Genomic DNA, 24,495 nt, shown 5'->3' on the forward strand with positions numbered 1-24,495 from the left:
CGGTCCCCGTTTGCGATTGGCGATGCTGTCGTCCAATCGGTGTCGTTCGGGCGGATCCGGGCAGGCAAAACGGGATCGGAACTGACGTGGCAACTGATTAAATATCGGGCACTTCTCCGGCGCGCAGCGAAAAATCACGAATTTTCTGTCCGCGATCTGTTGCAGCTACGCATTTCAAAGGTTAACCAAAATTAAGTTTCCAATTCAACTAATTTCATTTAATAGTTGTTTCTGGACAGCGGGAGTGCATGAGGCAGAGGCGCGCGACAAGATGCGACTGTTTCATTTTATTTAGTTAAGTCAGAGTATTACGCGTCAAATGCTTATCATTTGGACGCAGCGAAAACGGATTGAGCCGCCAAAGACGCATGTCTGGGCGGCGCTGAAAGAATGGGAGCCATTAGGATGATAGACCGTCCGGAAGCCTCAGATGTCCGCGCAGCGGGAGCCGAGCTGGGTCTGGCGCTGAGTGCTGAGGATAGCGCCTCTTTTCTGGGCCTGATGGGGGGGCTTTTTGAGGCTTACGATCTCGTGGACGAGATGGAGAGCCCGCTGCCGCCGGTGAAATATGACCGGTCGCCAGGTGTCAGGCCCGATCCCGCCGACAATCCGTTCAACGCCTGGGTCGTCAAAACCGAGATCAAGGGCGCGCCGGGTGGCAAGCTTTCAGGCAAGACTGTGGCCATCAAGGATAATGTGAACGTGGCCGGTGTGACGATGGAAAACGGCTCCACAATCCTCGAGGGTTACGTGCCCGAAACCGATGCGACCATCGTCACCCGCTTGCTGGAGGCGGGTGCGGATATTCACGGCAAGGCGGTCTGCGAATACTATTGCGCGTCTGGCGGCAGCCACACCTCGGCCAGCGGGCCGGTGGAAAACCCGGTCGTGCCTGGCCACAACGCGGGCGGTTCCTCTTCGGGCTCGGCAGTGCTGGTTGCCGCGGGGATCGTAGATATGGCGACGGGAGGTGACCAGGGTGGGTCAATCCGTATTCCCGCGTCTTTCTGCGGCGTTGTGGGGCTGAAACCGACCCATGGTCTCGTCCCTTACACCGGCATCTTCCCGGTCGAACTGACCGTCGATCACGCAGGACCGATCACCCGGACGGTGGCTGATAACGCCCTAATGCTGGAGGTCATGGCAGGCCCGGATGGGCTTGATCCACGCCAGACCGGCGCGCCCAGCCAAGCCTATTCCGAAGGGATTGGGGTGCCCACGCGCGGCCTGAAGGTCGGGGTGGTTTCCGAAGGTTTCGGTCATCCGGTTGGCGAGGCGGAAGTCGATGCGCGCATTCACGAGGTGGCCGAGCGGCTTGGGAAGCAGGGTGCCGAGGTTGAAGAGGTCTCCATGCCGCTGCACGCGGCAGGGGCCGCCATCTGGACACCGATTTTCCTCGAAGGTGCGACAGAGCTGATGATGCGTCAGAACGCCTATGGCACCAACATGAAAGGGGTGTTTCTGGAAAGCCTGCTGGAGAAGCAATCGCGGTGGAAAGCGCGGGCCAATGAGATGTCGGAAACGCTGAAGTTGGGGCTGTTGATGGGGCATTACATGTCGTCGCGCCACAAGGGGCGCTACTATGGGAAGGCTCAGAACCTCAATCGACTGCTGACTGCGGCCTATGACGATCTGCTTGCCAAATGCGATGTGCTGCTGATGCCGACAACACCGATGGCGACGCACCCGCTGCCCGGCCCGGAGGCCAGCCGTGAGACGATTGTCGAGCGCGCCTTTGCCATGATCCCGAACACCGCGCCCTCCTGCGCTACAGGACACCCGAGTATTTCCGTTCCTGCGGGCACCACCGATGACGGGCGGCCCATCGGCGCGATGTTCATCGGGCGCAAGCTGGAGGAAAAAACGCTCTACCGGGCCGCTGCTGCGGTCGAACAGCTCTCCTTTCAAAAAATGACGGCGGAGTGACACCGCCGCTGAAACTGTCCTGCGCCAACGGGTCTGCTCCCGGCGCGGGGCGGACGATCCATCACAGAACAGTCTCAGCAGACCAAGAGACGCCGACCAACAAAAGGGAAACGTAGATGACACTCTCACGCCGTAAATTTATCCGGAATTCTGCCGCTGGTGGGGTGGCGCTCGCAGCGCCTTCGCTCATCGGCAGCATGGCGCGGGCGCAGGATGGCCCCATCAAACTGGGCAGCCTGCACGACCTGGCCGGGCCGCTGGCGGCCACCGGCGAGCCCATGGTCTATGCCATCATGCTGGCGGTTGAGGAGATCAATGCCGCGGGCGGATTGCTGGGACGTGAGGTCGAATTAATCAACTACGACACGCAATCCAACATCCAGCTCTACTCGCAATTCGCTCAGCAGCTTGCGGTGCGCGACAAGGTCGATGTGATCCACGGCGGCATTACCTCCGCTTCGCGCGAAGCGATCCGTCCGATCTTTAGCCGGTTCCGGACCCTCTACTTCTACAACACGCTTTATGAGGGCGGCGTTTGCGACCGCAACACGTTCAACACTGGCACGACACCGGCGCAAACGGTCGAAAAGCTTGTGCCCTACGCCATGAACCTCTGGGGTAAGAAAGCCTATATCATTGCGGCGGACTACAATTATGGACAGATCACCGCAAAGTGGATGCGCAAATACGTCGAAGACAACGGTGGCGAGGTGCTCTCAACCGATTTCTTCCCGCTCGACGTGACGAACTTCGGACCGTCGATCTCGCGGATCCAGGCGGCCGGACCGGACCTGCTGTTGTCGGCGATGGTCGGCGGCAACCACACCGCGTTCTATCGCCAATGGGCCGCTGCGGGACTGAAGGATGAGATTCCCATTGCCTCTACGACCTTCGGTTTGGTGAACGAGCCCGCGACGCTGGAAGCGTCCGAAAGCAAGGGTGTGCTGGGCAGCTATGGCTATTTCGAAGAGCTGCAGACACCGGCAAGCCAGGCCTTCGTCAAAGCGATCAAGGACCGGCATGGCGCGCAGACGCCCTATGTCAGTGAATTGGCGGCGGCGAGCTATGAGGGCGTGCACCTCTGGGCCGAAGGGGTCAAAATGGCGGGCTCGGTCGACCGGATGGCAGTGATCGAAGCACTGGAAACGGGGCTCTCGTTCGACGGGCCGAGCGGCAAGGTGGTGGTCGATCCCAAGACCCACCATGTGACGCGGAATACCTTCCTCGCCGAAGTCGAAAACAGCCAGTGGAACGTGCTGGAGACCTTTGAGCAACAGGAGCCGCTGGATACTGCTGCGGTCTGCGACCTCGAAGCGAACCCAAACGACACCACCCACTACATCATCGACATCTGAGGGCGGCGGCATGGACATCGCGATCATAGTCGGGCTCGACGTCATCAGTGGCATTGCTTCCTTGGTGCTGATCAGCGCTGGTCTGGCGGTGATCTTTGGCATGATGAAAATCATCAACCTCGCGCATGGGGAATTCCTCATGCTCGGGGCCTATGCCACGGTGCTGTCGGTCTCGGCGGGGGTGAACATCTGGTTTGCGATGCTGGTCATCGCGCCGGTTTTTGTCGGGCTTGTCGGTGTGATTGTCGAACGATGCCTGATCCAGTTTCTCTATGGCCGTCTGGTGGATACAATGCTGGCGACATGGGGCCTCAGCCTTGTGATCGTTGGCGGCACGACAATGATCTTTGGTAATACGATCGTGGGGGTGTCCTCACCCTTGGGCGGTTTCCAGGTCGGGGCCTATCAGTCGAGCCTCTACACGCCGTTTCTGGCGCTCATGGCCATCCTGCTGATGACCGCCGTCTGGGCCGTCATGCGCTATACCCGCGCTGGTCTCATCGCCCGCGCGGTGATGCAGAACCCCGATATGGCGGCGACGCTGGGGGTCAATCCGGCCCGGGTCTATATGGCCACTTTCGGCGCCGGGGCGGCAATGTCGGGGCTTGCGGGCGGTCTTCTTGCCCCGGTCGCAGGCGTGGTCCCGACGATGGGGGCCGCCTATATCGCCAAGGCCTTCATCACCGTTGTCGGCGGCGGCACCTCGATCCTCTGGGGGTTGATCTCGGCCTCTGGTCTTTTCGGCTTCATCAACCAGATCGCGGCCTTCCTGACCACACCGGTCTTTGGCGAGGTGATCCTGTTCATCGCTGCCGTGATCCTGATCCGGATGCTGCCCACCGGCATTTCAGGCCGATTTTTTAAAGGACGTTTGTGATGCATCTTCTCAACGGCATGATCGGGGCGCTTGTCGGATCCGCGGTGGCTGCGGTCTTCATCCTCACCGCGCCGCTCTACGTCGATCTCTTCCAGATCATGCAGCTGACCGTCTTTGCGGCCATGGCCGTGCTCGCTCTCAGCCTTGGGTTCATCTGGGGCTATGGCGGCATACTCTGCTTTGGTCAGACGTCGTTTTTTGGTCTAGGCGCCTATGCTTATGCAGTCTCGGCGATCAATTTCGGCGACAGCACGCCCGCGATTCTGCTGGCCATTCTGGTGCCTGTGATCTTTGCGGCCCTTCTGGGCTATTTCATGATCTACGGCGGGATCAGTGACGTCTATCTTGGGGTGATCACCCTCACGGTCTCGTTGATCCTCTTTAATCTGGTCAATTCCACGGCGGGTGATTTCTACAAGATCGGAGATGCGCGGCTTGGCGGCTTCAACGGCATGCCGGGGGTGCCGACCTTCAACCTGCCGGGCAACCCGGGCTACATCCTCACGCCGGAGCAGGCCTGGATGGTCACGGGCATCGCGCTGATCCTGGTCTATCTGGGGCTGCGTCTGCTGATCGCCAGCTCCTTTGGTCGCATCATCATCGCCATCCGCGAAAACGAGACCCGGGCGGCGCTGCTGGGCTATGACCCACGCATTTACAAGCTGATCACCTTCATGATCGGCGGGGCCATCGCCGGGTTTGCCGGTGCGCTCTACGTGAATTGGGGTGCCTTTGTCAGCCCGACGATCTTTGCCCTTGGCCTTTCGGCGCAGATCATCATCTGGGTCATCATCGGCGGGCGCGGCACGCTGATCGGACCGGTCATCGGCTGTTTGCTGCTGCAATGGATGGTCACCGAGATCGGCGCGCAACAGGCGCTGGACGCCAATTTCATCCTTGGGGCGATCCTGATCGTCTTTGTATTGCTTGTGCCCAAGGGCATCGCGCCGACCCTGCGGGATCTGGTGATGTTGCGCTTGGGGCAAGAGAAAACGGCCCCGCCTGAGGTCAGCGTGAAGGTGAAGACATGAGCGCGCCGTTGTTGCAAACCAGCGGTCTCACAATCCGCTTTGGCGGGGTCACCGCGGTCGATGGGGTGGATTTCACCCTGAAGGAATCCGAGCTGCGCTGTCTGATCGGGCCGAACGGTGCAGGCAAGTCCACCTTCTTCAAACTTCTCACCGGTCAATTGCATCCGTCAGAAGGGCATGTGCATCTGCGCGGTCAGGATATTTCCGGCGCCCGCCCGCATGAAATCGCGCGTCAGGGCGTGGGGATCAAAACCCAGGTGCCCAATGTCTTCAACGCGCTGAGCGTGCGGGAAAACCTTTGGATTGCCGCGCGTCACAAACACACGCCGGGATTTGCTACCGAGCTGACGGAGAAGATCCTGACCCAACTGCGCCTGACCGGGATCGCAACCAAAGAGGTTGGCCAGCTTGCGCACGGGCAGCGGCAATGGGTGGAGATCGGGACCGTTCTGGCCGGCGAACCGGAACTGATCCTGCTCGATGAACCCGCCGCCGGCATGACCCACGAGGAGGTGGAGCGGACAGCCGAGCTGATCCTGGAGATCAACAAGTCGCGCGCGCTGATTGTGGTCGAGCATGACATGCAATTCATCAAGATGATCGCCCAGACGGTGACGGTGCTGCATCAGGGAGCGGTGCTGATCGAAGATGATGTGGCCCGTGTGCTCGAAGACGCTCGCGTGCGCGATGTCTATCTGGGCAAGGGGCTGGCGGCATGATTTTGGACGTCGACGCGCTCAGGTCCGGCTATGGCCGCATTCCGATCCTCGCAGGTGTGACGCTGAATGTCGCTGAAGGTGAGTTCCTCGGCATTCTGGGCCACAACGGCATGGGCAAGACCACGCTGATGAACACGCTGATGGGCCATTTACCGGCGACGGGCGGGGTGGTCCGGTTCAACGGACAGGACATCACCGGGCTGCCGCCGCACAAACGCGCCTTGGCAGGGCTGGGGCTGGTGCCGCAGGGGCGGCAGATCTTCCCGGACCTCAGCGTGTACGAAAACCTGCGCATGGGCATGGCGGGCAGTTCGGAGGAAGACCCCGCTCTGCTCGATGACATCCTGAGCCTTTTTCCGCGCCTGCAGCGGCTGCTCGACCGGCGCGGCGGCGCGCTGTCAGGTGGAGAACAGCAGCTGCTGGCACTCGCCCGGTGTCTTTGCGCCCGGCCAAAACTGATGCTGCTTGATGAGCCGACGGAGGGCATTCAGCCCTCAATCCTCGAGGAGATCGTGGAGACGCTGAAAACGCTGCGCAGCCGCGGCCTGTCGCTGGTGCTGGTGGAGCAAAACCTCGACTTCATCGCCGCTTTGTCGGGCCGCGTGCTGATCATCCAGAAAGGCGCGATCACTGGCGAGCTTATGCCACACGACCTCAAGAACCCGGAAACCGTTGCCGAATTCGTCGGGATGACAACGGCCTGAGCATCTGATCCGGCGGTGCACCAGCCGCCATGACGACCCGAAACTGACCCAGAGGAGACAATCCATGACCATCACGAGACCCACAGTTGAAAAGGTTCTAGAGATAGCGGAGGGGCTGGGGATGACCCTGACGCGGGCCGAGGCGGAGGAGTATCACACGCTGATGCAGCCCAACCTCGATGCCTATGATGTTGTCGATGCCGAACCCGATTTCACGCCCCCGGTCAAATATCCGCGGACTTCCGGTTACGCGCCATCCGCCGCCGAAAACCCTTTCGGCGCCTGGGCCCGCAGGGTCGAGGTGAAGGGCGCGGCGGACGGCAAGCTCAAGGGCAAGACCGTCGCGCTTAAGGACAATGTGGCGCTGGCGGGCGTACCGATGACGAACGGCGCCTCGACGCTCGAAGGCTTCTTGCCGGTGGCGGACGCGACCATCGTGACACGGATGTTGGACGAAGGTGCCACCATCGAAGGCAAGGCCGTTTGTGAGTACTTCTGCCTTTCGGGGGGCAGCCACACGTCGAAACCCTCCATGGTGCATAATCCGCGCAAGATGGGGTATTCTGCGGGCGGCTCGTCCTCGGGCAGCGCGGCCTTGGTCGCGGCGGGCGAGGTCGATATGGCCATCGGCGGTGATCAGGGGGGCTCCATCCGAATGCCCGCGTCCTACTGCGGGATCGCGGGCATGAAGCCGACCCACGGGCTTGTGCCCTATACCGGCGTGATGCCGATTGAGAGCACCATTGACCACACCGGCCCGATGACCATGTCCGTTGCTGACAATGCGCTGATGCTTGAAGTGCTGGCGGGCGCGGACGGGCTGGACCCGCGCCAATACGCGCCGAAGGTCGACAGCTACACCGACGCGCTGGATCGCGGTGTCTCCGGCATGAAGATTGGCGTCCTGAAAGAAGGCTTTGTCGCAGGAAACATGATGCCCGGCGTGGCGGATGCCGTGAAGGAGACCGCGGAGACCTATCGCGGATTGGGTGCCACGGTCGAAGAAATCTCGATCCCCGAGCATCTGCTGGCCGCTGCCGTCTGGGGCCCGATTGCGATCGAAGGGCTGCAGTGGCAGATGATGCAGGGCAACGGCATGGGGATGAATTGGAAAGGCGCCTATGATGTCGGTCTTATGGACTTCCATGCCGGTTGGCGCGGCAAGGCGGATGACCTCTCCGAGAGCCTGAAGATCTGCATGCTGATCGGTCAATACGGGATCGATCACTACAACGGGCGCTACTACGCCAAGGCGCAGAACCTGTCGCGCAAGGTCAAAGCGGCTTATGATGCGGTCTTTGCCGACTACGATCTGTTGTTGATGCCGACCCTGCCGATCACCGCCTCCAAACTGCCGGAACCGGGCGCGCCCATCTCCGAAGTGATCGCCCGCGCCTTTGAGATGATCGCGAATACCTCGCAGTTTGATGTGACAGGGCATCCTTCGATGTCGATCCCCTGCGGTGAGGTTGATGGTCTGCCGGTGGGCCTGATGCTGACGGGCGCGGATTACACCGAAAGCACGATCTATGCCGCTGCCGCGGCCTTTGAGGCGACAGTGGACTGGACGGGGACGGTGGCCAAACCTGCTGCGACGTCGCCTGAATTGACCCCCGCACAATAAAGCAAACGCCCCGGGCTGATCGGTGTCTCGATTGGCCCGGGGCAGAACCTGCAGAGAAGACCTTATGATTACCATCACGGCCATCATCCGCGCTAAATCAGGTCAGGAAGCCGCCCTGCGCAGCGCGCTTCTGGACGTGGCAGACCACGTTGCCGCTTATGAGCCTGAGACGCTCGGGTTTCATGTCTCGCAAAGCCTCGACGATCCGGCTGTTTTCACGACCTATGAGCGGTTTGCGACCAAAGCGGCCAAGGATGCCCATAACGCATCAGACGCTGTCGCCCGGTTCTTTGCGCAGGCTGAGGTTCTGATCGAGGGCGAGGCGATCCTGCATACCTGTCAGGAGGTCACCGCCGGTGGATGATTTTGCCGACCGTTGCGTGCAAGAGGCGCATCGGCTTCATGTCGTGTTGCAAGACTGGCTGCGCGGCGCTCTGCCACGCACCGCTGAAGGTTTCGGGCCCTTTGCCGACGCGCTGGCCGATCCATGCCGCGTGGTCAGCCCGCTCGGGACGATTACGGAACGCGCCGAATTGCTCACGGAGTTCGAGGCCACACACGGCGTACTTGCTGCGCAGAGCGACGCCTTTGTGATCCGCGTCGAAAATGCGCTGGTGCTGCGGCAATGGGACGACCATGCACTGGTGAGTTATGAGGAATGGCATGATCTGGGCGATGAAAGCTCGGCCAGGCTTTCTACCACGCTCTACACTGCCGATGAAAATGCCCCGCTTGGCGTCGCCTGGTCGCATGTTCATGAGACATGGCTGCCCGGGCGCGCACCGGTAGCGGGTGAGCGCTTTCCCGTGGAGGTAGCGTGAATGCGGGCACCCGATTGCGCTGCGATCATGGGGAGGCCTTCTTCGCGGCAGATGAAACGGACGACGGCACAACGATCAAACAAGGGAGGCTGACATATGGACTGGCTCGATCACTCACTCATGGGCAAAAAGGGCGTGGCGGCTGGTGTCGCAGGGGCGGCACACAGCTTAACCATTGAGGATCAGAAGACGTTTCACTATGTTTACGGACCCTACGCCGATCCCGTGCTGGAGGTTGATCCCGGTGCGGTTGTCACGGTGGAGACCCACGACGCCTTTGAGGGCAAGATCCTCAGCGAGGCGGACAAACCGTCAGAAATCCTGCAATTCCCGTTTCTCAACCCGCAATCAGGCCCGATCCACGTGCGCGGGGCGGAAAAGGGTGACGCGCTCGCGGTACGGATCATTTCCGTCAGCCCGCGGGGGCCGCAGCCTGTCGGCACAACCTGTCTGATCCCGGAATTTGGCGGTCTTGTCTCGACCGGTCAGACCGCGATGTTGAACGCGCCCTTGCCCGAAATCGTCAAGAAAGTGGTGGTTGATGAGGCGGGCGTGCATTGGTCTGATACGCTGACGCTGCCCTATGAACCCTTTATTGGCACCATCGGCACGGCACCTGAGATCGAGGCGATCTCATCTCTGCAGCCCGACTACTACGGCGGCAACATGGACCTGCCGGATGTGGCGCCGGGCGCGATCATCTATCTGCCGGTGAACACCCCCGGCGGCTATCTATACGTGGGCGACTGCCACGCCATTCAAGGCGATGGAGAGCTTTGCGGTGTCGCGCTGGAAATCCCCGCGACGGTCATGCTGCAGATCGACCTGATCAAAGGCCATGGGAATGCCTGGCCGCAGCTGGAGACGGAAGAGGCGATGATGTTCATCGGCAGCGCCCGCCCGCTGGAGGACGCCGCGCGCATCGCGTACCGCGAGTTGGTACGGTGGGTCGCGGCGCAGACCGAGCAATCGGAGGAGGAGGCCTACATGCTCCTGACCATGTGCGGCAAGGTGCGCTTGGGCAATATGGTTGATCCGAAATACTCGGTCGGGGCCTCCATCCTGAAACGCTATCTGGTTTGAAGAAAAGGGGACGAATGTGGATCTGGGACTGAAGGGACTGAATGTCCTCATCACCGGTGGCAGCAAGGGGATCGGGCAGCGCTGTGCCGATCTTATGGTGCGCGAGGGCGCCAATGTGGCGACCTGCGCGCGCAAGGCAGACGAGGTTGACGCCGTGGTGGCAGGGTTGAAGGCTCATGGCACCACCTGTTTTGGTGCAGCGGTGGATGTGGCCGACAAGGGCGCGTTGGAAGCCTGGGTGTCCGAAAGCGCCGACGCCCTGGGTGGGATCGATATCGTGATCGCAAATGTCTCCGCCCTGGCGGTGGCTGATGACGAGGCCGCGTGGCAATCGGGCTTCGAGACGGACATGATGCATTCGGTGCGGCTGGTGAATGCCGCGATGCCCTGGCTGGAAAAATCGGATCATGCGGCGATTACGCTGATCTCCTCCGTCTCTGGGCGCGAGATCGATTTCACCGGTCCGGCCTACGGCGCGTTCAAGGGCGCGTTGGTGCATTATGCGCAAGGGCTGGCCTACAAGCTGGCGGGGCAGGGCATTCGGGCCAATACCGTCTCCCCCGGCAACACCTATTTTCCCGGCGGTATCTGGGCGCAGATTGAAGAGGGTAACCCGGAGCTATTCGCCGAGGCCATGTCACTGAACCCCACCGGCCGCATGGGCACGCCGGAGGAGGTCGCCGCCGGCGTCGCCTTCCTCTCAGCCCCCTGTTCAAGCTTTACGACCGGAACGAACCTCGTGATCGACGGCGCGCTGACCAAAGGCGTGCAACTGTGACGCGCGCGCACTGATTGCAGCGGTCCAGTACCTATGGGGTGGTTCAGCCTCTGTTCCTTTCCGGGTCTATTGATGACGGCGGTGCGTTGGATCAAACCTTTGGTTTTGAGCCCGGGATTGACATACTTGACCTGTCGCTTTGGGAACTAACACCTATGAACGGTTGAGCGAGCAAGGCTTGTAGGGCGACTTGACTGTGTCATGCGGTGACAATTCGCTAGTTATCCATGGCCTTAATACTGCCGACATGGCAAATTTCCAGCAAGATGACTTTGTGTTTGCCAAGGAACAAGATGGTTGTTCGAGCATGAGGACGTCAGTTGAAACCCGGCAGATAAACCCCAAGAAATGTAAAGTGACTCACAAAAAGCGATCACTATCGAGTTAATTCGAGTGGTTCCATTGGACTGTCGCCTTGAGCCCGAAGCGTCCGGACATCAGAGGTGGCATACGGGCACGCTCACCCGTTTCGGCGAGCATTGTTTGACTTACTTAACTGCTTGAAGTAAAGTCTTTTTTCCTCGTCACCCCCCCAGCAATGGAGAATGAATTCCGAGTGGTTTCACAACACCTTCAATCATCATCTGAGAAAGCCCATGTCACACCTCTATGGCTGTTCGTACTGGCCACCGTCGTGCCGCTTTTCGTGATCATCATTCTGGCCAACCAATCGGTTGAGATGCGCGGCCAAGCATTCCGCGACACCTACTCAGCCGTTAGAAGAATGAGAACCGGACAATTCCCGCCCTACATGGGTATCGTATCAAACCTTGGGATCGTCATTTGGTGCGCCGCCTGGGCCGTCACGGGTTTTATTTCTCTCGTCATGTTTCACAAGCGCGCAATTAGGCTTGGTCTGTTCCTGCTTTCTCAGAGTGTGATCACCGGTATTTTGGTGGCTGACGACCTCTTGTTGATGCATGAGATGGTCTACCCTCGTTTCGGGATAGATGAGGTTGTTGTCTTTGCTGTTTACATCTGCCTCGTCGGCCTTTGGGTCGGAACTTTTCGCGCTGTTATTTCATTCATCGGCGCCGGTCTGCTCATTCTGTCAGGGTTGGGATTTGCCTGCAGCATCGTCGGCGATATGCTCGAAGGCACGCAATACCATGTGCCGATGATGGATGGCTCGGGGAAGCTTTTCGGCATCTTCTTTTGGACGGCATTCGCATTGCGTGGATGCTGGGTGATGTTGGAAGCGGACAGAACCCCATTCTTTGCTGTCGCGACACAAAAATGATGCTTTGACGGGCTGAAAGCGCGGTGCGCTTTGTGACGCCGCGCTTTCCACGATATGCGCATTGAAACGATCGAAGTGAATGGTCAGGTTTTGATCGACGTCTAATCGGTCGGCGAGGCCGCCACAATATGTCTATGGCCGTCAGCATTGAGAAAGTAACTTTTGCAGCTTCCCACAAACTGCTCGACGATCCGACGTGGGTTGGATTTGTCGTAGCCCAATGAGAGAGTGAGGGGTGGCAGCGGGTCGGTGATCGGTCGTGCAACAATCTGGTCGCCTGCATAGCTCACATCTGTTGAGGGCAACATGTTCAGCACAGCCACGCCATGACCCGCGCCAACCAAACTGCGCACCATTTCTGTTGAGTTTGCGTATGCAATCGTTTCCGGCGCATTTTCAGCTACGCCAAAGAGCTGTCGATAATAGTCCACAGCGAACGGGCGATTGAGAACGATCAAGTTCGACTTTGCCAGGTCTCTCAGGTTTACCAATAGCTTTCGGGAAAGTGGATGGTCTGCTGGCACGAGGCAATATGCAGGTGCTTCGATCAATACATCATACTCGATTTGCGGCAATGCGCCGTCTGAGACAAATAGGATTGCGTCGTATTCGCCTGCCAATTGGCCTTCCTGTGCACGGTTATTGTCACATTCTTCCAAATGAATGGTTGTCTGAAAATGCGACTGCGTAAGCGACAGCAGGATTTCTGGCAAAAATGCGGGCGCAACGGGTGCGTAATACCCGATCCGAAGATCTCCTTTCAGGGCATTTTTCAATTCTGATCCTTCGGTCAAAACTGCGTCATATTCTTCAAGAAGGCGGGCGAACTTACGTTCCATCACTTTGCCGCTCGCCGTTACCGTAATCCCGCGAGAGCGGAACCGGTTGAGCAGTTTGAGCTGGAACTGCTCTTCAATCTGATCAACGGCAACCGAAACTGCAGAAGCCGCAATGTTCAACTCAGCCGCCGCCTGCGCAATGCTGCCATGTGCTACGACAGTGTTGAAATATCGCATGCTACGTAGGGAAACTGTCATAATACCTCTGAAAATCAGATGTTATTAATCATTTCATTCTGTTTGCCGCATGAATTGAAATCCGTCAATCTTTGCCTTGTAAATCAAAGCGAGATGCGAATGTCCGAGGAACAGTTGAAAGGGTGGAACCATCTGCCCGAATTACCGCTCAAGGTCTCGCCCGTGTTTGTCTGGCCGCCCAAGCCGGTCGAAATCGCAACTTGGTTCTGGAATTCCTGGTTTTTGATCTCTGAGCGGTTGATTGTCGTCGGGATTGCCGTTGCCTGTTACTTGTGGTTCCAGCCGTCACTCGAAACCACCAAAACGTTCGAAATTGGCTGGATTACACAGATTTACGTGCGGAACTTTCTGCTGACGCTTCTGGTCGCGGGATCATTGCATCTTTGGTTCTACACATACTCCGCGCAAGGCAAACAGCTGAAGTATGATCCCCGGCCGCTTATGGTGAGTGGGCGGCAATTTACGCTGGGGGGGCAGGTGCGGGACAATATGTTCTGGACCCTTGGCACCGGGGTGATTGTCTGGACTGCCTATGAGGCCGTATTGTTCTGGGCCCTAGCCAATGGTCATATCTCGATGATCAGCTGGGACGCCAATCCCGTTTGGTTTGTGGCAATTTTCTTCTTCATACCGGTGTGGGAAAGCTTTTACTTCTACATCATTCACCGCGCGATCCACATTCCGTTCCTTTATAAACACGTTCACTATCTGCATCACCGCAACATCAACGTGGGACCGTGGTCGGGGATGTCACAACACCCGATTGAGCAGATGATTTTCCTCGGTTCGGTATTCATCCATCTGCTAATCGGGGCTCACCCACTGCACATCATCTTCCATCTGCAGTATTACTTTCTGACGGCCATCACGACCCATACGGGCTTTCAGGGTTTGCTGGTGAACGACAAAAATCGCCTCGCGCTTGGCACCTTCCATCACCAAATGCATCACCGCTATTTCGAATGTAATTATGGCAGCCTTGAGATTCCGTGGGACAAGTGGTTCGGGTCGTTCCATGACGGCACGATCCAAGCCAATGAGAAAATGCAGGAACGCCGCAAGAGGATCATGGGCAAGTGAGCGTCATGGACCTGCGGGCGCATCTGGTTGGACAGTTTCGGGAATGGAATTCATCAGGCTCAATTTGCGGCTGCTGTGCTTGCTGGAAAATTGAATCAACAGGCGGTGAAGCCTTGGTTCTGGCCCGATCAGTCTTAGGTAAAACTCCACATTTCCGAGCCATCTGCGGACCACGATCAGATCGCAAAGCGTAGTGGTGCTGGGAAAAGATGTCATTTTGCTATGATGCGTAGCAGCAGCCGTCCGGTAGCCGAGGACCGGCTATCTCGCGGCGTTCCGGTACCGGATTGCTGAACAAACACCTAAAATGCCAACTCTTTCTGATGCCTGATTTCCCGCGTCGCGACACTAATTTTGATATCACTTAGGGTTTCAGCGCTGGTGTCACTCAGTCGTTCGGGGTGACGCGTGATATCCGCATTCTGATAGGCATCGAACCCCAGCCCAGTTTGTTGAGCGAGTTCTGAAACAGAAACCTGAAAGAGCCGAAACGGGTCAAAATCGAGACTTTCGATGTCGTTCAACAAATCGCTTTGCGACAGGATAAAGCACGCTGATCGAAGAGCCTCATCCGTGCCGCGGTAGGCGATCAGCTTCCAGAAGCTGCGGGGGATCAGGGCATTGCGGTAGCTGGGATCGTCATCATCGAACAAGGGGCCCGCCAGAACAGAAATGCGGATGTCCTGAACATCGGCTTCTTCCAGTATAAGATCCTCGAGCCGCCCCCAAATGCCGCCCCGTCCCGATTGGTTAAAGCTCTGGTGCTGTGGCGCGATGTTCGTGAAATAAAAGGATTCCCGATTGGCCCGCTTCGCCTCTTCGATCTCTCCCCAGGCCAGGTTGGCGCGGCGTGCGATGTGCCCGCGATCAAGTTTGTTGTCCGCATAAAGTGTGTCATCGAGCTGGTATTTCGCTGCAATACGATCATCCAGCCGAAAACCATGACGCCCAAGTTGCACTTTCCGTGCGCCATCGGTGTTCCAGGCAACAAACCGTGCCAGTCGGCGCGCGGCACTCAGGCAGACCGAAAAATGCATGTAAGGGATCGTCTGTGTTTTTCCGAAATTCACGGCATCGCGTTTCAGCGCAAGCGACAGCTCCGGCATCGGCGCGGGAAGCCCCAGAAAGTCCGCGTCGTACCCGAGGGTGTCATCCTGTGGCACCGCGTGATCCTTTGACGACTGCGCGTTCGGTGGGACCAATGTGAAGCCAAGCTTGCTCTGAACCGAGGCGGGATAGCAGGCCAGCGCATGCTCATCGGGACTGGCGTCGCCCTCTCCGGCGAAATGCAACCCCGCGAAGATATCCGTCGCTTTTTCCGCTTCAGAGATGATCCAGACAGCACCGGAATCTCCGCCCATGCTGATTTCACCGTCAGCGGCAGGAAGGTCGGGGTTCGGTCCGATCTCAAAACAGCCAATATTCTGAGCGCCAACGGCATCTCCGAAATCAATCTGAACGATCACATCCGTCCGCCGAACGATGCCATATGTCGTCTCGGTGGTGCGTCCTGTCTTCACAACCGTATCGCCCAGATCGACATCGGCCATTTGTGTAAGGACGGTATCAAGACCGTAGACCGTGCGTTCAAAGTCACGCTCTGCGATCCGGGCAAGCGCGCAATCCCCGGCGACCCCCAAATGGCTGCGCAACAGCGTACCGCAGGTGTTGCCTTCGGTGTTATTGTCATCGAAGGGGCCGGGTTGAACGATCTTGTCGCTGATCTGGCCGGTCTCACCATGCAAAACATGCCAGTTTGACAGTATGCAAGCTGCGCCGCTGGCCGCGTCGAACACGATTGCCCCCAGCGTCCCCGCCGTTCCATCGGGATGACTGACACTGGCCCCCGGCACTAGGGGATCGAGCCGCGATTTGAGCACAGATTCAGGGCCACGCTCGACGATGCTGTAGGCGGGTTTGAAGCTGCGCTGCACGACGTCGGTCGGAACAGACCGTCCGTTTGTATCGATCCGTTCGGGAAGCGCCTTTAACCCCAGGCTCTCCAATGCGGACATGCCAAGTTTTTCGCGCACGGTGAAAACAACGCTGATCTCCCCGTCACCATTCTTGCGCCCGATGCCAATCGACGTGACATTTGGGTCCCTCAGATACGCGGTGCCTCGGGTCCGGATAAAGCGGCGCAGATCGCGCATCAGCTTGAGGTCTTCCGGCTCTTGTGACTTCGCAGGTTTCTTGGCCATGTCGGGTCCTCCGGTATGACGACGCCTGATCAGGCAGAGATCAGGGTCTTTCGAGGTTGGTTTCCGTAATGAGTGATTTTGCGATCTGACCCAGTTCGCGATTTGGGACGGACCCATTCTTCTGAGCGGCGCGCATGACGTGCTGGTAGAGCAGTTGTCGGTCCACATTCGCAGGGTGCAGGTTCATCCTGTCGAGTTGATCCAGAATACCGGCAATGCCACTATGTCGACCGATGACGATCTCCGCACGACGGCCGATTGTTTCCGGGGAGAACACATCCTGCATGATCTCTGCCGGAATGGACTGGTGGATCCCGGTTTCGACCAGAAAACTGATATCGCCGACCAGGGGTTTGTTCGGCGAAAACTGCATTCCGGTGTGTTTTCTGAACGCCTGCACGACCTCGGCCATCATCTGTGTTTTGCAGCCATTGGCGAATTGCGGATCGTCGGCTTCAAAATAGGCGGCATAGGCCAAGAGCTGCTCCAGAGCAGTATTGCCGCCGCCATCGCCGGTATTGCCGATGGTTACCTCAGCCTGGGTTGCACCCGCCCTGATCCCGGCAATCGAGTTTGCGAGGCTCAGCCCCAGCAGGTTATGGCAATGAACGCCCAGCGTCGTGCCGGGGGGCAAGGCGGCCTTGATGCGGCCAACCAGCTTGGCAAACCCATTAGGTTCCATGGTGCTGAGCGTGTCGGCAACCACAATGTGCGTGGCGCCCGCATAGGCGGCAGACGCACTCAGATCCATGAGAAAAGACGGATCGCGGTTTCCGGCGCAAATCAGATAGTATTGCGCTTCCGGAAAGTAGCTGCGCGCTTCGCTCATCAGATCGCAGGAGCGATCAATCGTCTTGCTGTAGGCGCGACCAGCCCAACCTGCGGAAGATGACAGAAGATCGAAAGGCCGTGCGGATGTCGCGATCCGAGATCGATGTTCCGCTCCTTTCAGGGCCTCAAAGGCGCGTTTGATGTCCTTCTTGATCGGTCGTGACAGAACGCTGAGTTTGGCGGTGTCCGTCCGATCAGCGATCTGCGTGACACCGTCCATGTCCACCGCGCTGGCGGCGGGAAACCCGGCATCAATCACATCAACGCCGAGCTGTTCGAGCAAAACGGCAAGGTCCCCTTTCTGCCGGGCCGTAAAGTGGAGGAAGGCCTGCTGTTCACCATCCCTCAAGGTCGTCTCGAAAATCTCCATGTTGTCACCTTCTTTCCTTTCTGCTGCATCAAGGCGCTTCAGAACCCGTGGCCGCGCGAAGGCTGCGGCAATGGTGGCGGTCGCAGACCCGAAGGCCACGGTGTCGCTATCGGTGGACGGAGCAAGATCAATTCGTGATCATGGCTTCGTCGATATGCCTGAGAGATAAGGAGACCACGGGCACGCAAAAGGGGCAGAATTATCCCTTAATGCAGAGTTCATTGACTGTTCATTTCGAGCTTATTAACATGTCATGCCATCAGAAAAAATTTGCCGATGCGCCGCAAAATGAGCGTTAACTGGCTGCCGGGCGAGCGCTGCATTCGCTCAAGAACATCGTTGGAGACTGCTCCAATGAACAGAGGTTTTCAGGATGTCGGGGGAGCTTCTCTATCAAAGCTGAGCCAGCAGTGCTTCACCTTCCTCAAGCAGAAGCTTGGTTGTGTGCTTTCGATCCTTGAAGCGCCGCGAAATATGGATGTGACGCAGAAGCGATATGGTTCTGAACACCCTGATACGGTGTTGGCAAAGGTCTGGCCCGGTACCTTGATACCCGTGCAGGAAAGCCGCCTCCAACCTCTGGGACGCGTCTGATGATCCAGTGGTCCGCATCGCGTATTCGGCCAGATGGGCAAGGAAATTGCCGACATCGATGGCAGGGTCACCCAGTGCCACAAGATCGAGATCCACAACCCAGACCTGATCCACATCGACAATGACCTGATCGGGATAGAAGTCCCGATGGATACAGGTGAGATCTTGATCGGGCAGCGCGTCCAGTAGCACCTCGGCCTGGGTCACAAGCGCTTGCAGCCGCGGTCGCCAGCGGGGCATTGCTTCTCTGGCTTTGCCAAGCGCGGCGGTCAAAACGTCCAGTTCCTGCGCCTGAGTCCAACGCCGGGTGGGCAGGACACCACACCCATGCAGATGCCCCAGGGCGGCGCCGGTTCGAACGAAGGAATCTGTTTGAGAATCCTCCTGCAGATCGCGCAGGCATGTGCCCGGCACCTCTTCCATAAACCACATGTTCCAATCGTTGGGCAGATCGATCACGCGGGGCACGCCAACCGGTCCCCGTCCGTCCAGACCTGCGGCCCGGAAGGCGGTATGCAGGGCGGGTGCCTTCACATCGCGACCCGCGCCGCGCATCTTGCCCAGGAGCGTTTGGGTCGTGCCAGCACCCGTCTGACATTCATATCGGACCATCGCGCGCTTGCCGAGTTTGTGCCGGTAAAGCGTCGGTGGTGATGTCAGGATGAGGCCCGCGTACTGCTTGAGCAGCGCTCCGGCAGCGTCTCTGTCGAGCGCATCCGCCAGATGCGGGAGAGCTGGATCGGCAGACGGTATCAGAGGCTTGGCAAGCCGGGCTTCGATGTCATTCATCAACGCGCAAACCTGCCCTTGCCAACCAAGCGTTTGCGTCCGAAAGGGCTCGGTCAGCAGCAAGGCGAGATGGCAGATGTGCTGGAGCGGGTAACTTGCGGGGAGCAGGCGCTGTTCTTGGTACCCCTCCAGAAAGGCCGCCCTCAGGGCCGTCGCGGTGTTGCCATCACACAACCCGGCCAGTTCCTGCATGTCCAGCCGCGCCAGAAAACTGCCAATGTCGCGGCCCTGATCCCCGGTGGCGGCCCTGTCCCAATCGATGATGCTGACACCGTTCGCACCATGCACAATCTGATCGGCGCTGAAATCGCCGTGGATGAGCCCGATTGTTGTTGGCTGTTTCAAAAGCGCTTTTGTCAATTTCCATGCGAGCACGCTCAGGCGGCTGGCATGGTGCGGCAGTATCTTTGACAGGTCTGCCGTCACATCTTTGAGGGCACGTATTTCCGAAGATCTGGGCAAATCCGGCAGATTGAGCGATGTGAGATGGTGTTTGGCAAGCAGTAGGCCTGCTCTCCTGTAAAGTGCGGGGTCAGCCTTACCATTTGTCAGGCAAAGAGCCGCCCCCGGAATCCAGTCGCAAGCCACAGCCCCACGCTTGGGGTCGGTTGCGATGACCTTTGGGCCGCCCAGCATCATCGCTGCTTCCGCCCCGCGTTTGGCCGCATCAAAGGCACCGGGGGATTGAATTTTCAGGATCGCCTGCCGCCCGCTGGCATGATCGACGACCTGCGCCACAAGGCGGCGGTTCGGCTTGTACCGCAAGATGTTCAGCTTTGGCGCTGTAAACGACGGACCCATGATTTTGGTCAGGACCGTGGCGCTTTTGTTCGGGTCCAGAAGTTTCGCTAGTGTTTTGAGTTTCCGGTCGCGCTGGGGCGGTATGAAGGCCACACAAATGTCGTCCAGCAATGCGACCGGCCAGGGACCAGAGCGCCAATGCTTTCGCCCTTTGATCTCTTGAAAACGGTCTTCTGGATAGGCCTTGGCGCAGAGCCATGTCTCCTCTCCGCGCGCGTCCGTGACGCACAGCCCCGCGACACAGCTGACACCGGGTTTGTATCGCAGATAGGTGCGCGTGACCTTGGCAGCGCCTAACTTACGCGCCAGTGCCGCTTCATCCAGCAACAGCTGCAAGCCCGGCAGAGTTTCGTCGTCTCGGGCGACCTCAAAGCTACTCGGCTGCAAGGACATGGCCATCTCCGCTCAACTGGTTCCAGAGTTTTGCATAAGGTCCGTTTCGCTGGATCAGATCGGCATGGGTGCCGTCTTCGGCGATACCGCCCCCGTCAAGGCACAGCACCCGATCTGCCTTGGTTGCCAGCCGCAGATCGTGGGTGATCAGCAGTGTCGTGCGGTCCTTCGCCAACCGCCAGATCGCCTGCGAGACGGCGGCCTCATTGGTGTTGTCCAGACCGACCGTTGGTTCATCCAGGATCAGGATGGGGCTTGTGCGCAGACAGGCACGGGCCAGCGCGATGCGCTGCCGCTGCCCGGCCGAAAGCGAACCGCCCCGTTCGGTCAGTTCGGTGTCATAGCCCTGCGGCAAGGCCATGATGAAGTCATGTGCGTTGGCCAGCCGGGCAGCCGCCATAATGGCGCCCTCGTCAACCTGCCGTCCGGCCCCTAGCATCAGATTATCCCGCACACTGGCGCGAAACAGCAACGTTTCTTGCGGCACGAAGCTGATCTGGCGCCGCAGGCTCGCGAGATCAAGATCGCGCAGATCGGTGCCATCGATGGCGATTTCCCCGCGCGTGGGATCGTAAAGGCGCAGCAACAGGCTGACGAACGTGGATTTGCCCGCGCCAGACGCGCCGGTGATCACAACGCTCTGGCCCGGCTCAATCACGGTCGAGACGTTGTTCAAGACGGGCGCGGTATCGGCCTCATAGCCAAAGGTCAGTTTCGTCAGGGTGATCCGCCCTTCGGTGATCGCAGCCGGTTTGGCTTCCGCCTTGCTTGCAATGGTGACGGGGGCGTCCAGCAATTCGATCACCCGTTCGCCGCCTGCCGTGGCCTTGGCCAGTCGGGCGGCGTACTTGGCGTAGTCCCGCACCGGGCGGAACATGTTTTTCAGGTAGGTGATGAAGACTAGCAGATCGCCGGGGGTCATCCGAGCCTCCAGCACGAACAGCGTGCCGAAATACAGGATCAGCGCGGTTGAAACCGCGACAAGCACATCAACAAGACGTTCCAGACCCGCGGCCAGCCGCTTGGCCTTGACGCCTTCTTTCATGCTTTTCTCGTTGTCACCCGCGAAGTCGTCTGCGACCTCCTCCTCAATCCCCAGCGCCTGCACGGTGCGCATGGCCGTCATCATCTCGGCGGCGGTGGCTGCCATTTCACCCTCGTTGCGGCGCTGTTTGCGGCTGACGGTCTGGATCTTCTTGCCCATGCGCAGCGAACTGAACCACAGCAACGGCAGCGGCAGCAGCGCGATCAGGGTCAACTCCCAGTTGATGACCAGCATGACGCTGACCATGCCGAAGAGGATCAGTGTATTCACCGCTAGGGGCAGCGCTGCGGTCACAGCCGTTTCTTTCAGGATGCCGACATCGCTGATCAGGCGCATGGTCACATCGCCGGTTTTCGACTTTGCATGGAAGGCCATGGGCAAGGACAGCAAGTGTCGAAACAGATCCCCGCGTACACGTGTAAGCACCCGGTTGCCAGCGAGTGCGAAGGCGATGGTGGCGGTGTATTCGCATAGAGCTCTAAGCGCGATGATCCCGACAAGTGCGATGGCGCAGCCCAGCAGCAGGGTTTGCAACGGCAGCCCATCCACAAAGGCGATCCCAGATCCCGCCGCCCCATCGCCGACCTGCACCACCTGGTCGATCACGAACTTCAGCGGCCAGGGCTCCAGCAGCTTTGCCAGAACGGACGCGACAAGGGCAGCGCTGCCCCCGGCCACCAACCCGCGATGGCGCCGTAAATAGGGTGCCATGCGGGTCAGGACGCGGCGCAGTCCCGGCAGGGTCTTGCGCAACGAGGTCTGGCGATGGCCGCGTTTGGCCATCAGGCGGCTCCATCCATGCGTGCTGGCGCAAGACCTGCCCGCAGCAAAACGCGGTCTGCCACATCATCCCATGTCTGCGTGGCCAGAACGCGGGCGCGCGCCGTGTGTCCCATCGCCCGGACCATTCCAGGATCGTTGGCCAATTTGGCCAGTGCCGCGGCGAGAGCCTCCGCGTCGTCGGGCGGCACGCTGAGGCCGGTTTTACCCTCTTCAATCGCGTCCGCCAGGGTGCCCACCCGGCTGACCACGGACGGAAGGCCCGCCGCCATATATTCGTAGAGCTTGAGGGGGGAGAAATAGAAAGGATCACTGCCACGGTAGGTGGCAAGCCCCACATGCATCCGGGCCAGCCAAAAGGGCACCTGCGCCGCGGGAACAGCGCCCGTAAATTGCACCGCGTCAATGATGCCTGCCGCCTCAGCCTGAACCGTCAGTCTGCGCCGTTCCGGGCCATCACCGACGATCAACAGTTTGGCCGTGGGCATGGCCTGCCGGAGGATTGCGAAGGCGTGGATGATCAGGGAAACATCATGCCAGGGTTTGAGCGTTCCCAGAAAGCCCACGCAAAACGCGTCGTCAAACCTGGCCGCGTCGGGAAACCGCGCGGGGTTCACCGCGTTCGGCTCAACCGTGACCCGGTCAGCTGGTGTGCCCATATCTCTTGCGTAGTCTGCGACCTGTGGGCTGACAGCGACGACCTGTTTGGCCGCAGCAAATGCCCGGCACGCCAAAAACAGCGCGTCATCAATCCGCTCGAGCGAACGGTGCCGCGATTGTTCGTCAATCAGCGGCGCATTCACCTCAAGAACGGACGGAATGTACTGTTTGCGGGCATAATCCATCGCGGCATGCGCGAAGAGCGCATGACGTTCATAGATCAGATCGAACGGTCCTTGCGCCTCAAGGGCTTGCGCAACATCGTGGTTCAGCGCGATTTGGCTGCGCGCGCGTGCGTCGGCGTCGCCTTTGAGCACGGGCGGCAGAGGGTGCTGTCGGGCGGCGGTCAGATCTTGTGGTGAGACACCCTCCATGCGCGGGGAAAACAGCGTGACCTCCGCCCCTTTGGCTAAAAAGGCGCGTACCATTTCCTGCAGGTGAACAGAGGCACCTTTGCACCCGAACACAGGAATGCCCGGATCGGTTGAGACATATGCAATCCGCATCATGCCGCCCCTTTGACCGTGCTTTGCGACGCAATCGCCTTGTCAAATACATCCCGCAGGCGCGCCGCACTTTGCACAATGTCGAATTCCGCTTCGATCAGGGCGCGCGCTCTGGTGGACACGCTGGATCTGAGCGCGCGATCATGGGTCATACGGGACAGCGCATCGGCGAGCGCGCTTGGGTCACCCTCCGGCACGCACAGACCCGTTTTCTCATCGCGCACAAGCTCGGGGATACCAGTGACCGCGGTCGCCACACAGGGCGTGCCAAGTGCCATCGCCTCAAGCAGGACCGTGGGCAGCCCGTCGCGATTACCATCGCGCCCCACGACGCAGGGGCAGGCGATCACAGCTGCATCCTGCATCGCAGCGATCACCTGCGGCTGCGGCATGGGCCCCGTCATGGTGACCGCGTCCGACAGGTTGCTGGCCGCTATCTGTGCATGCAGGTTCGCCTCTTCTTCCCCCGCGCCGATGATGGTGCAATGCGGGGTCTCTCCGCGCTCACGCATCAGGGAAATGGCTTCCAGCAGGATATGAAAGCCCTTCTTTTCCACCAGCCGCCCAACGGCCAATATACCGATATCGGTGGGTTTCGGCGGTGCATAGCCAAAGCGTGTCAGATCGATGCCATTATAGATGCGGCGCACGTTGTCGGCACGGTAGGTCCTACGCAGATGGTCGAGGTTGTAGTCCGATACCGTCACAACAGTGGCCGCGTCCCGCAGCTTGAGGTCCAGCCGCGTCGGGTCGTCATAGTCGTGATAGATGTCCTTGGCATGCGCCGTGAAACTATAGGTAATCCCGGCGATGGCACCCGCGATCCGGGCGACGGTGGTAGCAGCAGTGCCGAAGTGCGCGTGTAAATGGGTGATCCCCCTTTCCTTGCAGGCCAGTGCCAGAATGATGGCCTGGGCGATATCATGTGCCTCTGCATGCTCCATACTGCTTAGGGGCATGACGCTATGGGGAAATTCCGCTTCGACCGCACGGATCAGGCTCCAGAATTCTTGCGGATGCCGCAGCTTGGTCGGGATATGGGTCACAGGGGCGCGGACGCGGGAAATCTGGTCCTGAAAATGGGTTTCCGCGACCGCGCGCAGGGCAAATACCTCAAGCGTCAGACCCGCCGCCTCATGCGCAATGATTTCATTCACCACGAAGGTTTCGGAAAAGCGTGGATATCTTTTGCAGACATAGGCAATTTTTTTGCCGGAAAGAGAGGGATGTACCATCTGTTTTCTTTCTTG

The 24,495-nt window shown here is 59.1% G+C and carries 20 protein-coding genes; 13 read left to right on the plus strand and 7 right to left on the minus strand.

Going from position 1 to position 24,495, the window contains the following annotated elements; genetic code table 11:
* Positions 1 to 405: 405 nt before the first annotated feature.
* The 12 genes from Q1A20_RS23035 to Q1A20_RS23090 all read left to right on the plus strand — a co-directional run bounded on the left by Q1A20_RS23035 (position 406) and on the right by Q1A20_RS23090 (position 12,158).
* On the plus strand, positions 406 to 1,926 hold the full coding sequence (locus Q1A20_RS23035) for an amidase (protein WP_299918970.1): 1,521 nt from the start codon (positions 406 to 408) through the stop codon (positions 1,924 to 1,926).
* Positions 1,927 to 2,042: 116 nt separating this feature from the next.
* Positions 2,043 to 3,281: an ABC transporter substrate-binding protein gene (locus Q1A20_RS23040; RefSeq protein ID WP_299409700.1), complete on the plus strand. Its 1,239-nt coding sequence runs from the start codon at positions 2,043 to 2,045 to the stop codon at positions 3,279 to 3,281.
* Positions 3,282 to 3,291: 10 nt separating this feature from the next.
* The gene (locus Q1A20_RS23045; protein ID WP_299409702.1) at positions 3,292 to 4,158 is read left to right on the plus strand and encodes a branched-chain amino acid ABC transporter permease; all 867 of its coding nucleotides are present in this window, start codon (positions 3,292 to 3,294) and stop codon (positions 4,156 to 4,158) included.
* Positions 4,158 to 5,189: a branched-chain amino acid ABC transporter permease gene (locus tag Q1A20_RS23050; protein ID WP_299918975.1), complete on the plus strand. Its 1,032-nt coding sequence runs from the start codon at positions 4,158 to 4,160 to the stop codon at positions 5,187 to 5,189. Before Q1A20_RS23045 ends, Q1A20_RS23050 begins: the two co-directional genes overlap by 1 nt.
* Positions 5,186 to 5,908: an ATP-binding cassette domain-containing protein gene (locus Q1A20_RS23055; protein ID WP_299918977.1), complete on the plus strand. Its 723-nt coding sequence runs from the start codon at positions 5,186 to 5,188 to the stop codon at positions 5,906 to 5,908. The genes Q1A20_RS23050 and Q1A20_RS23055 overlap by 4 nt, the downstream gene beginning before the upstream one ends.
* A complete protein-coding gene (locus Q1A20_RS23060; protein WP_299918979.1) occupies positions 5,905 to 6,612 on the plus strand; it encodes an ABC transporter ATP-binding protein in 708 nt (235 codons plus the stop codon). The genes Q1A20_RS23055 and Q1A20_RS23060 overlap by 4 nt, the downstream gene beginning before the upstream one ends.
* 64 nt (positions 6,613 to 6,676) lie before the next feature.
* Positions 6,677 to 8,236, plus strand: coding sequence for an amidase (locus Q1A20_RS23065; RefSeq protein WP_299409712.1), 1,560 nt, complete (start codon positions 6,677 to 6,679; stop codon positions 8,234 to 8,236).
* 64 nt (positions 8,237 to 8,300) lie between these two features.
* Complete coding sequence (locus Q1A20_RS23070; protein WP_299409715.1) at positions 8,301 to 8,600, plus strand: antibiotic biosynthesis monooxygenase; 300 nt, start codon at positions 8,301 to 8,303, stop codon at positions 8,598 to 8,600.
* Positions 8,593 to 9,057 carry a hypothetical protein gene (locus tag Q1A20_RS23075; protein ID WP_299409718.1) on the plus strand — a complete coding sequence of 155 codons (465 nt, stop codon included), beginning with the start codon at positions 8,593 to 8,595 and terminating at the stop codon, positions 9,055 to 9,057. Before Q1A20_RS23070 ends, Q1A20_RS23075 begins: the two co-directional genes overlap by 8 nt.
* A 96-nt stretch (positions 9,058 to 9,153) precedes the next feature.
* A complete protein-coding gene (locus Q1A20_RS23080; protein WP_299409720.1) occupies positions 9,154 to 10,140 on the plus strand; it encodes an acetamidase/formamidase family protein in 987 nt (328 codons plus the stop codon).
* A gap of 16 nt (positions 10,141 to 10,156) precedes the next feature.
* Complete coding sequence (locus Q1A20_RS23085) at positions 10,157 to 10,918, plus strand: SDR family oxidoreductase (protein WP_299918983.1); 762 nt, start codon at positions 10,157 to 10,159, stop codon at positions 10,916 to 10,918.
* A 556-nt stretch (positions 10,919 to 11,474) separates the two neighbouring features.
* Positions 11,475 to 12,158 (plus strand): hypothetical protein, encoded by a 684-nt coding sequence (locus tag Q1A20_RS23090; protein ID WP_299918986.1) that lies wholly within the window; start codon positions 11,475 to 11,477, stop codon positions 12,156 to 12,158.
* 101 nt (positions 12,159 to 12,259) lie between these two features.
* Here the strand turns inward: Q1A20_RS23090 and Q1A20_RS23095 are convergent, their stop codons facing one another.
* Positions 12,260 to 13,195 carry a LysR family transcriptional regulator gene (locus tag Q1A20_RS23095; protein WP_299918989.1) on the minus strand — a complete coding sequence of 312 codons (936 nt, stop codon included), beginning with the start codon at positions 13,193 to 13,195 and terminating at the stop codon, positions 12,260 to 12,262.
* A 99-nt stretch (positions 13,196 to 13,294) separates the two neighbouring features.
* On the opposite strand from Q1A20_RS23095, the gene Q1A20_RS23100 reads away from it, so the two are divergent.
* Positions 13,295 to 14,275: a sterol desaturase family protein gene (locus tag Q1A20_RS23100; protein WP_299410022.1), complete on the plus strand. Its 981-nt coding sequence runs from the start codon at positions 13,295 to 13,297 to the stop codon at positions 14,273 to 14,275.
* A gap of 302 nt (positions 14,276 to 14,577) precedes the next feature.
* Here the strand turns inward: Q1A20_RS23100 and Q1A20_RS23105 are convergent, their stop codons facing one another.
* The 6 genes from Q1A20_RS23105 to Q1A20_RS23130 form a co-directional block, all read right to left on the minus strand.
* Positions 14,578 to 16,476 (minus strand): DNA/RNA non-specific endonuclease, encoded by a 1,899-nt coding sequence (locus tag Q1A20_RS23105; RefSeq protein WP_299409731.1) that lies wholly within the window; start codon positions 16,474 to 16,476, stop codon positions 14,578 to 14,580.
* 40 nt (positions 16,477 to 16,516) lie between these two features.
* Positions 16,517 to 17,677 (minus strand): hypothetical protein, encoded by a 1,161-nt coding sequence (locus tag Q1A20_RS23110; RefSeq protein ID WP_299409733.1) that lies wholly within the window; start codon positions 17,675 to 17,677, stop codon positions 16,517 to 16,519.
* A gap of 393 nt (positions 17,678 to 18,070) precedes the next feature.
* Positions 18,071 to 20,254 carry a phosphotransferase gene (locus tag Q1A20_RS23115; RefSeq protein ID WP_299918992.1) on the minus strand — a complete coding sequence of 728 codons (2,184 nt, stop codon included), beginning with the start codon at positions 20,252 to 20,254 and terminating at the stop codon, positions 18,071 to 18,073.
* Positions 20,235 to 22,082, minus strand: a complete 1,848-nt coding sequence (locus Q1A20_RS23120) for an ABC transporter ATP-binding protein (protein WP_299918995.1) — start codon at positions 22,080 to 22,082, stop codon at positions 20,235 to 20,237. The genes Q1A20_RS23115 and Q1A20_RS23120 overlap by 20 nt, the downstream gene beginning before the upstream one ends.
* Positions 22,082 to 23,248, minus strand: a complete 1,167-nt coding sequence (locus tag Q1A20_RS23125) for a glycosyltransferase family 4 protein (protein ID WP_299409741.1) — start codon at positions 23,246 to 23,248, stop codon at positions 22,082 to 22,084. The genes Q1A20_RS23120 and Q1A20_RS23125 overlap by 1 nt, the downstream gene beginning before the upstream one ends.
* Positions 23,245 to 24,480 carry a glycosyltransferase gene (locus Q1A20_RS23130; protein ID WP_299918997.1) on the minus strand — a complete coding sequence of 412 codons (1,236 nt, stop codon included), beginning with the start codon at positions 24,478 to 24,480 and terminating at the stop codon, positions 23,245 to 23,247. The genes Q1A20_RS23125 and Q1A20_RS23130 overlap by 4 nt, the downstream gene beginning before the upstream one ends.
* Positions 24,481 to 24,495: the final 15 nt, after the last annotated feature.

It is taken from the genome of uncultured Roseobacter sp., assembly GCF_947501835.1.
Taxonomy (GTDB): Bacteria; Pseudomonadota; Alphaproteobacteria; order Rhodobacterales; family Rhodobacteraceae; genus Roseobacter.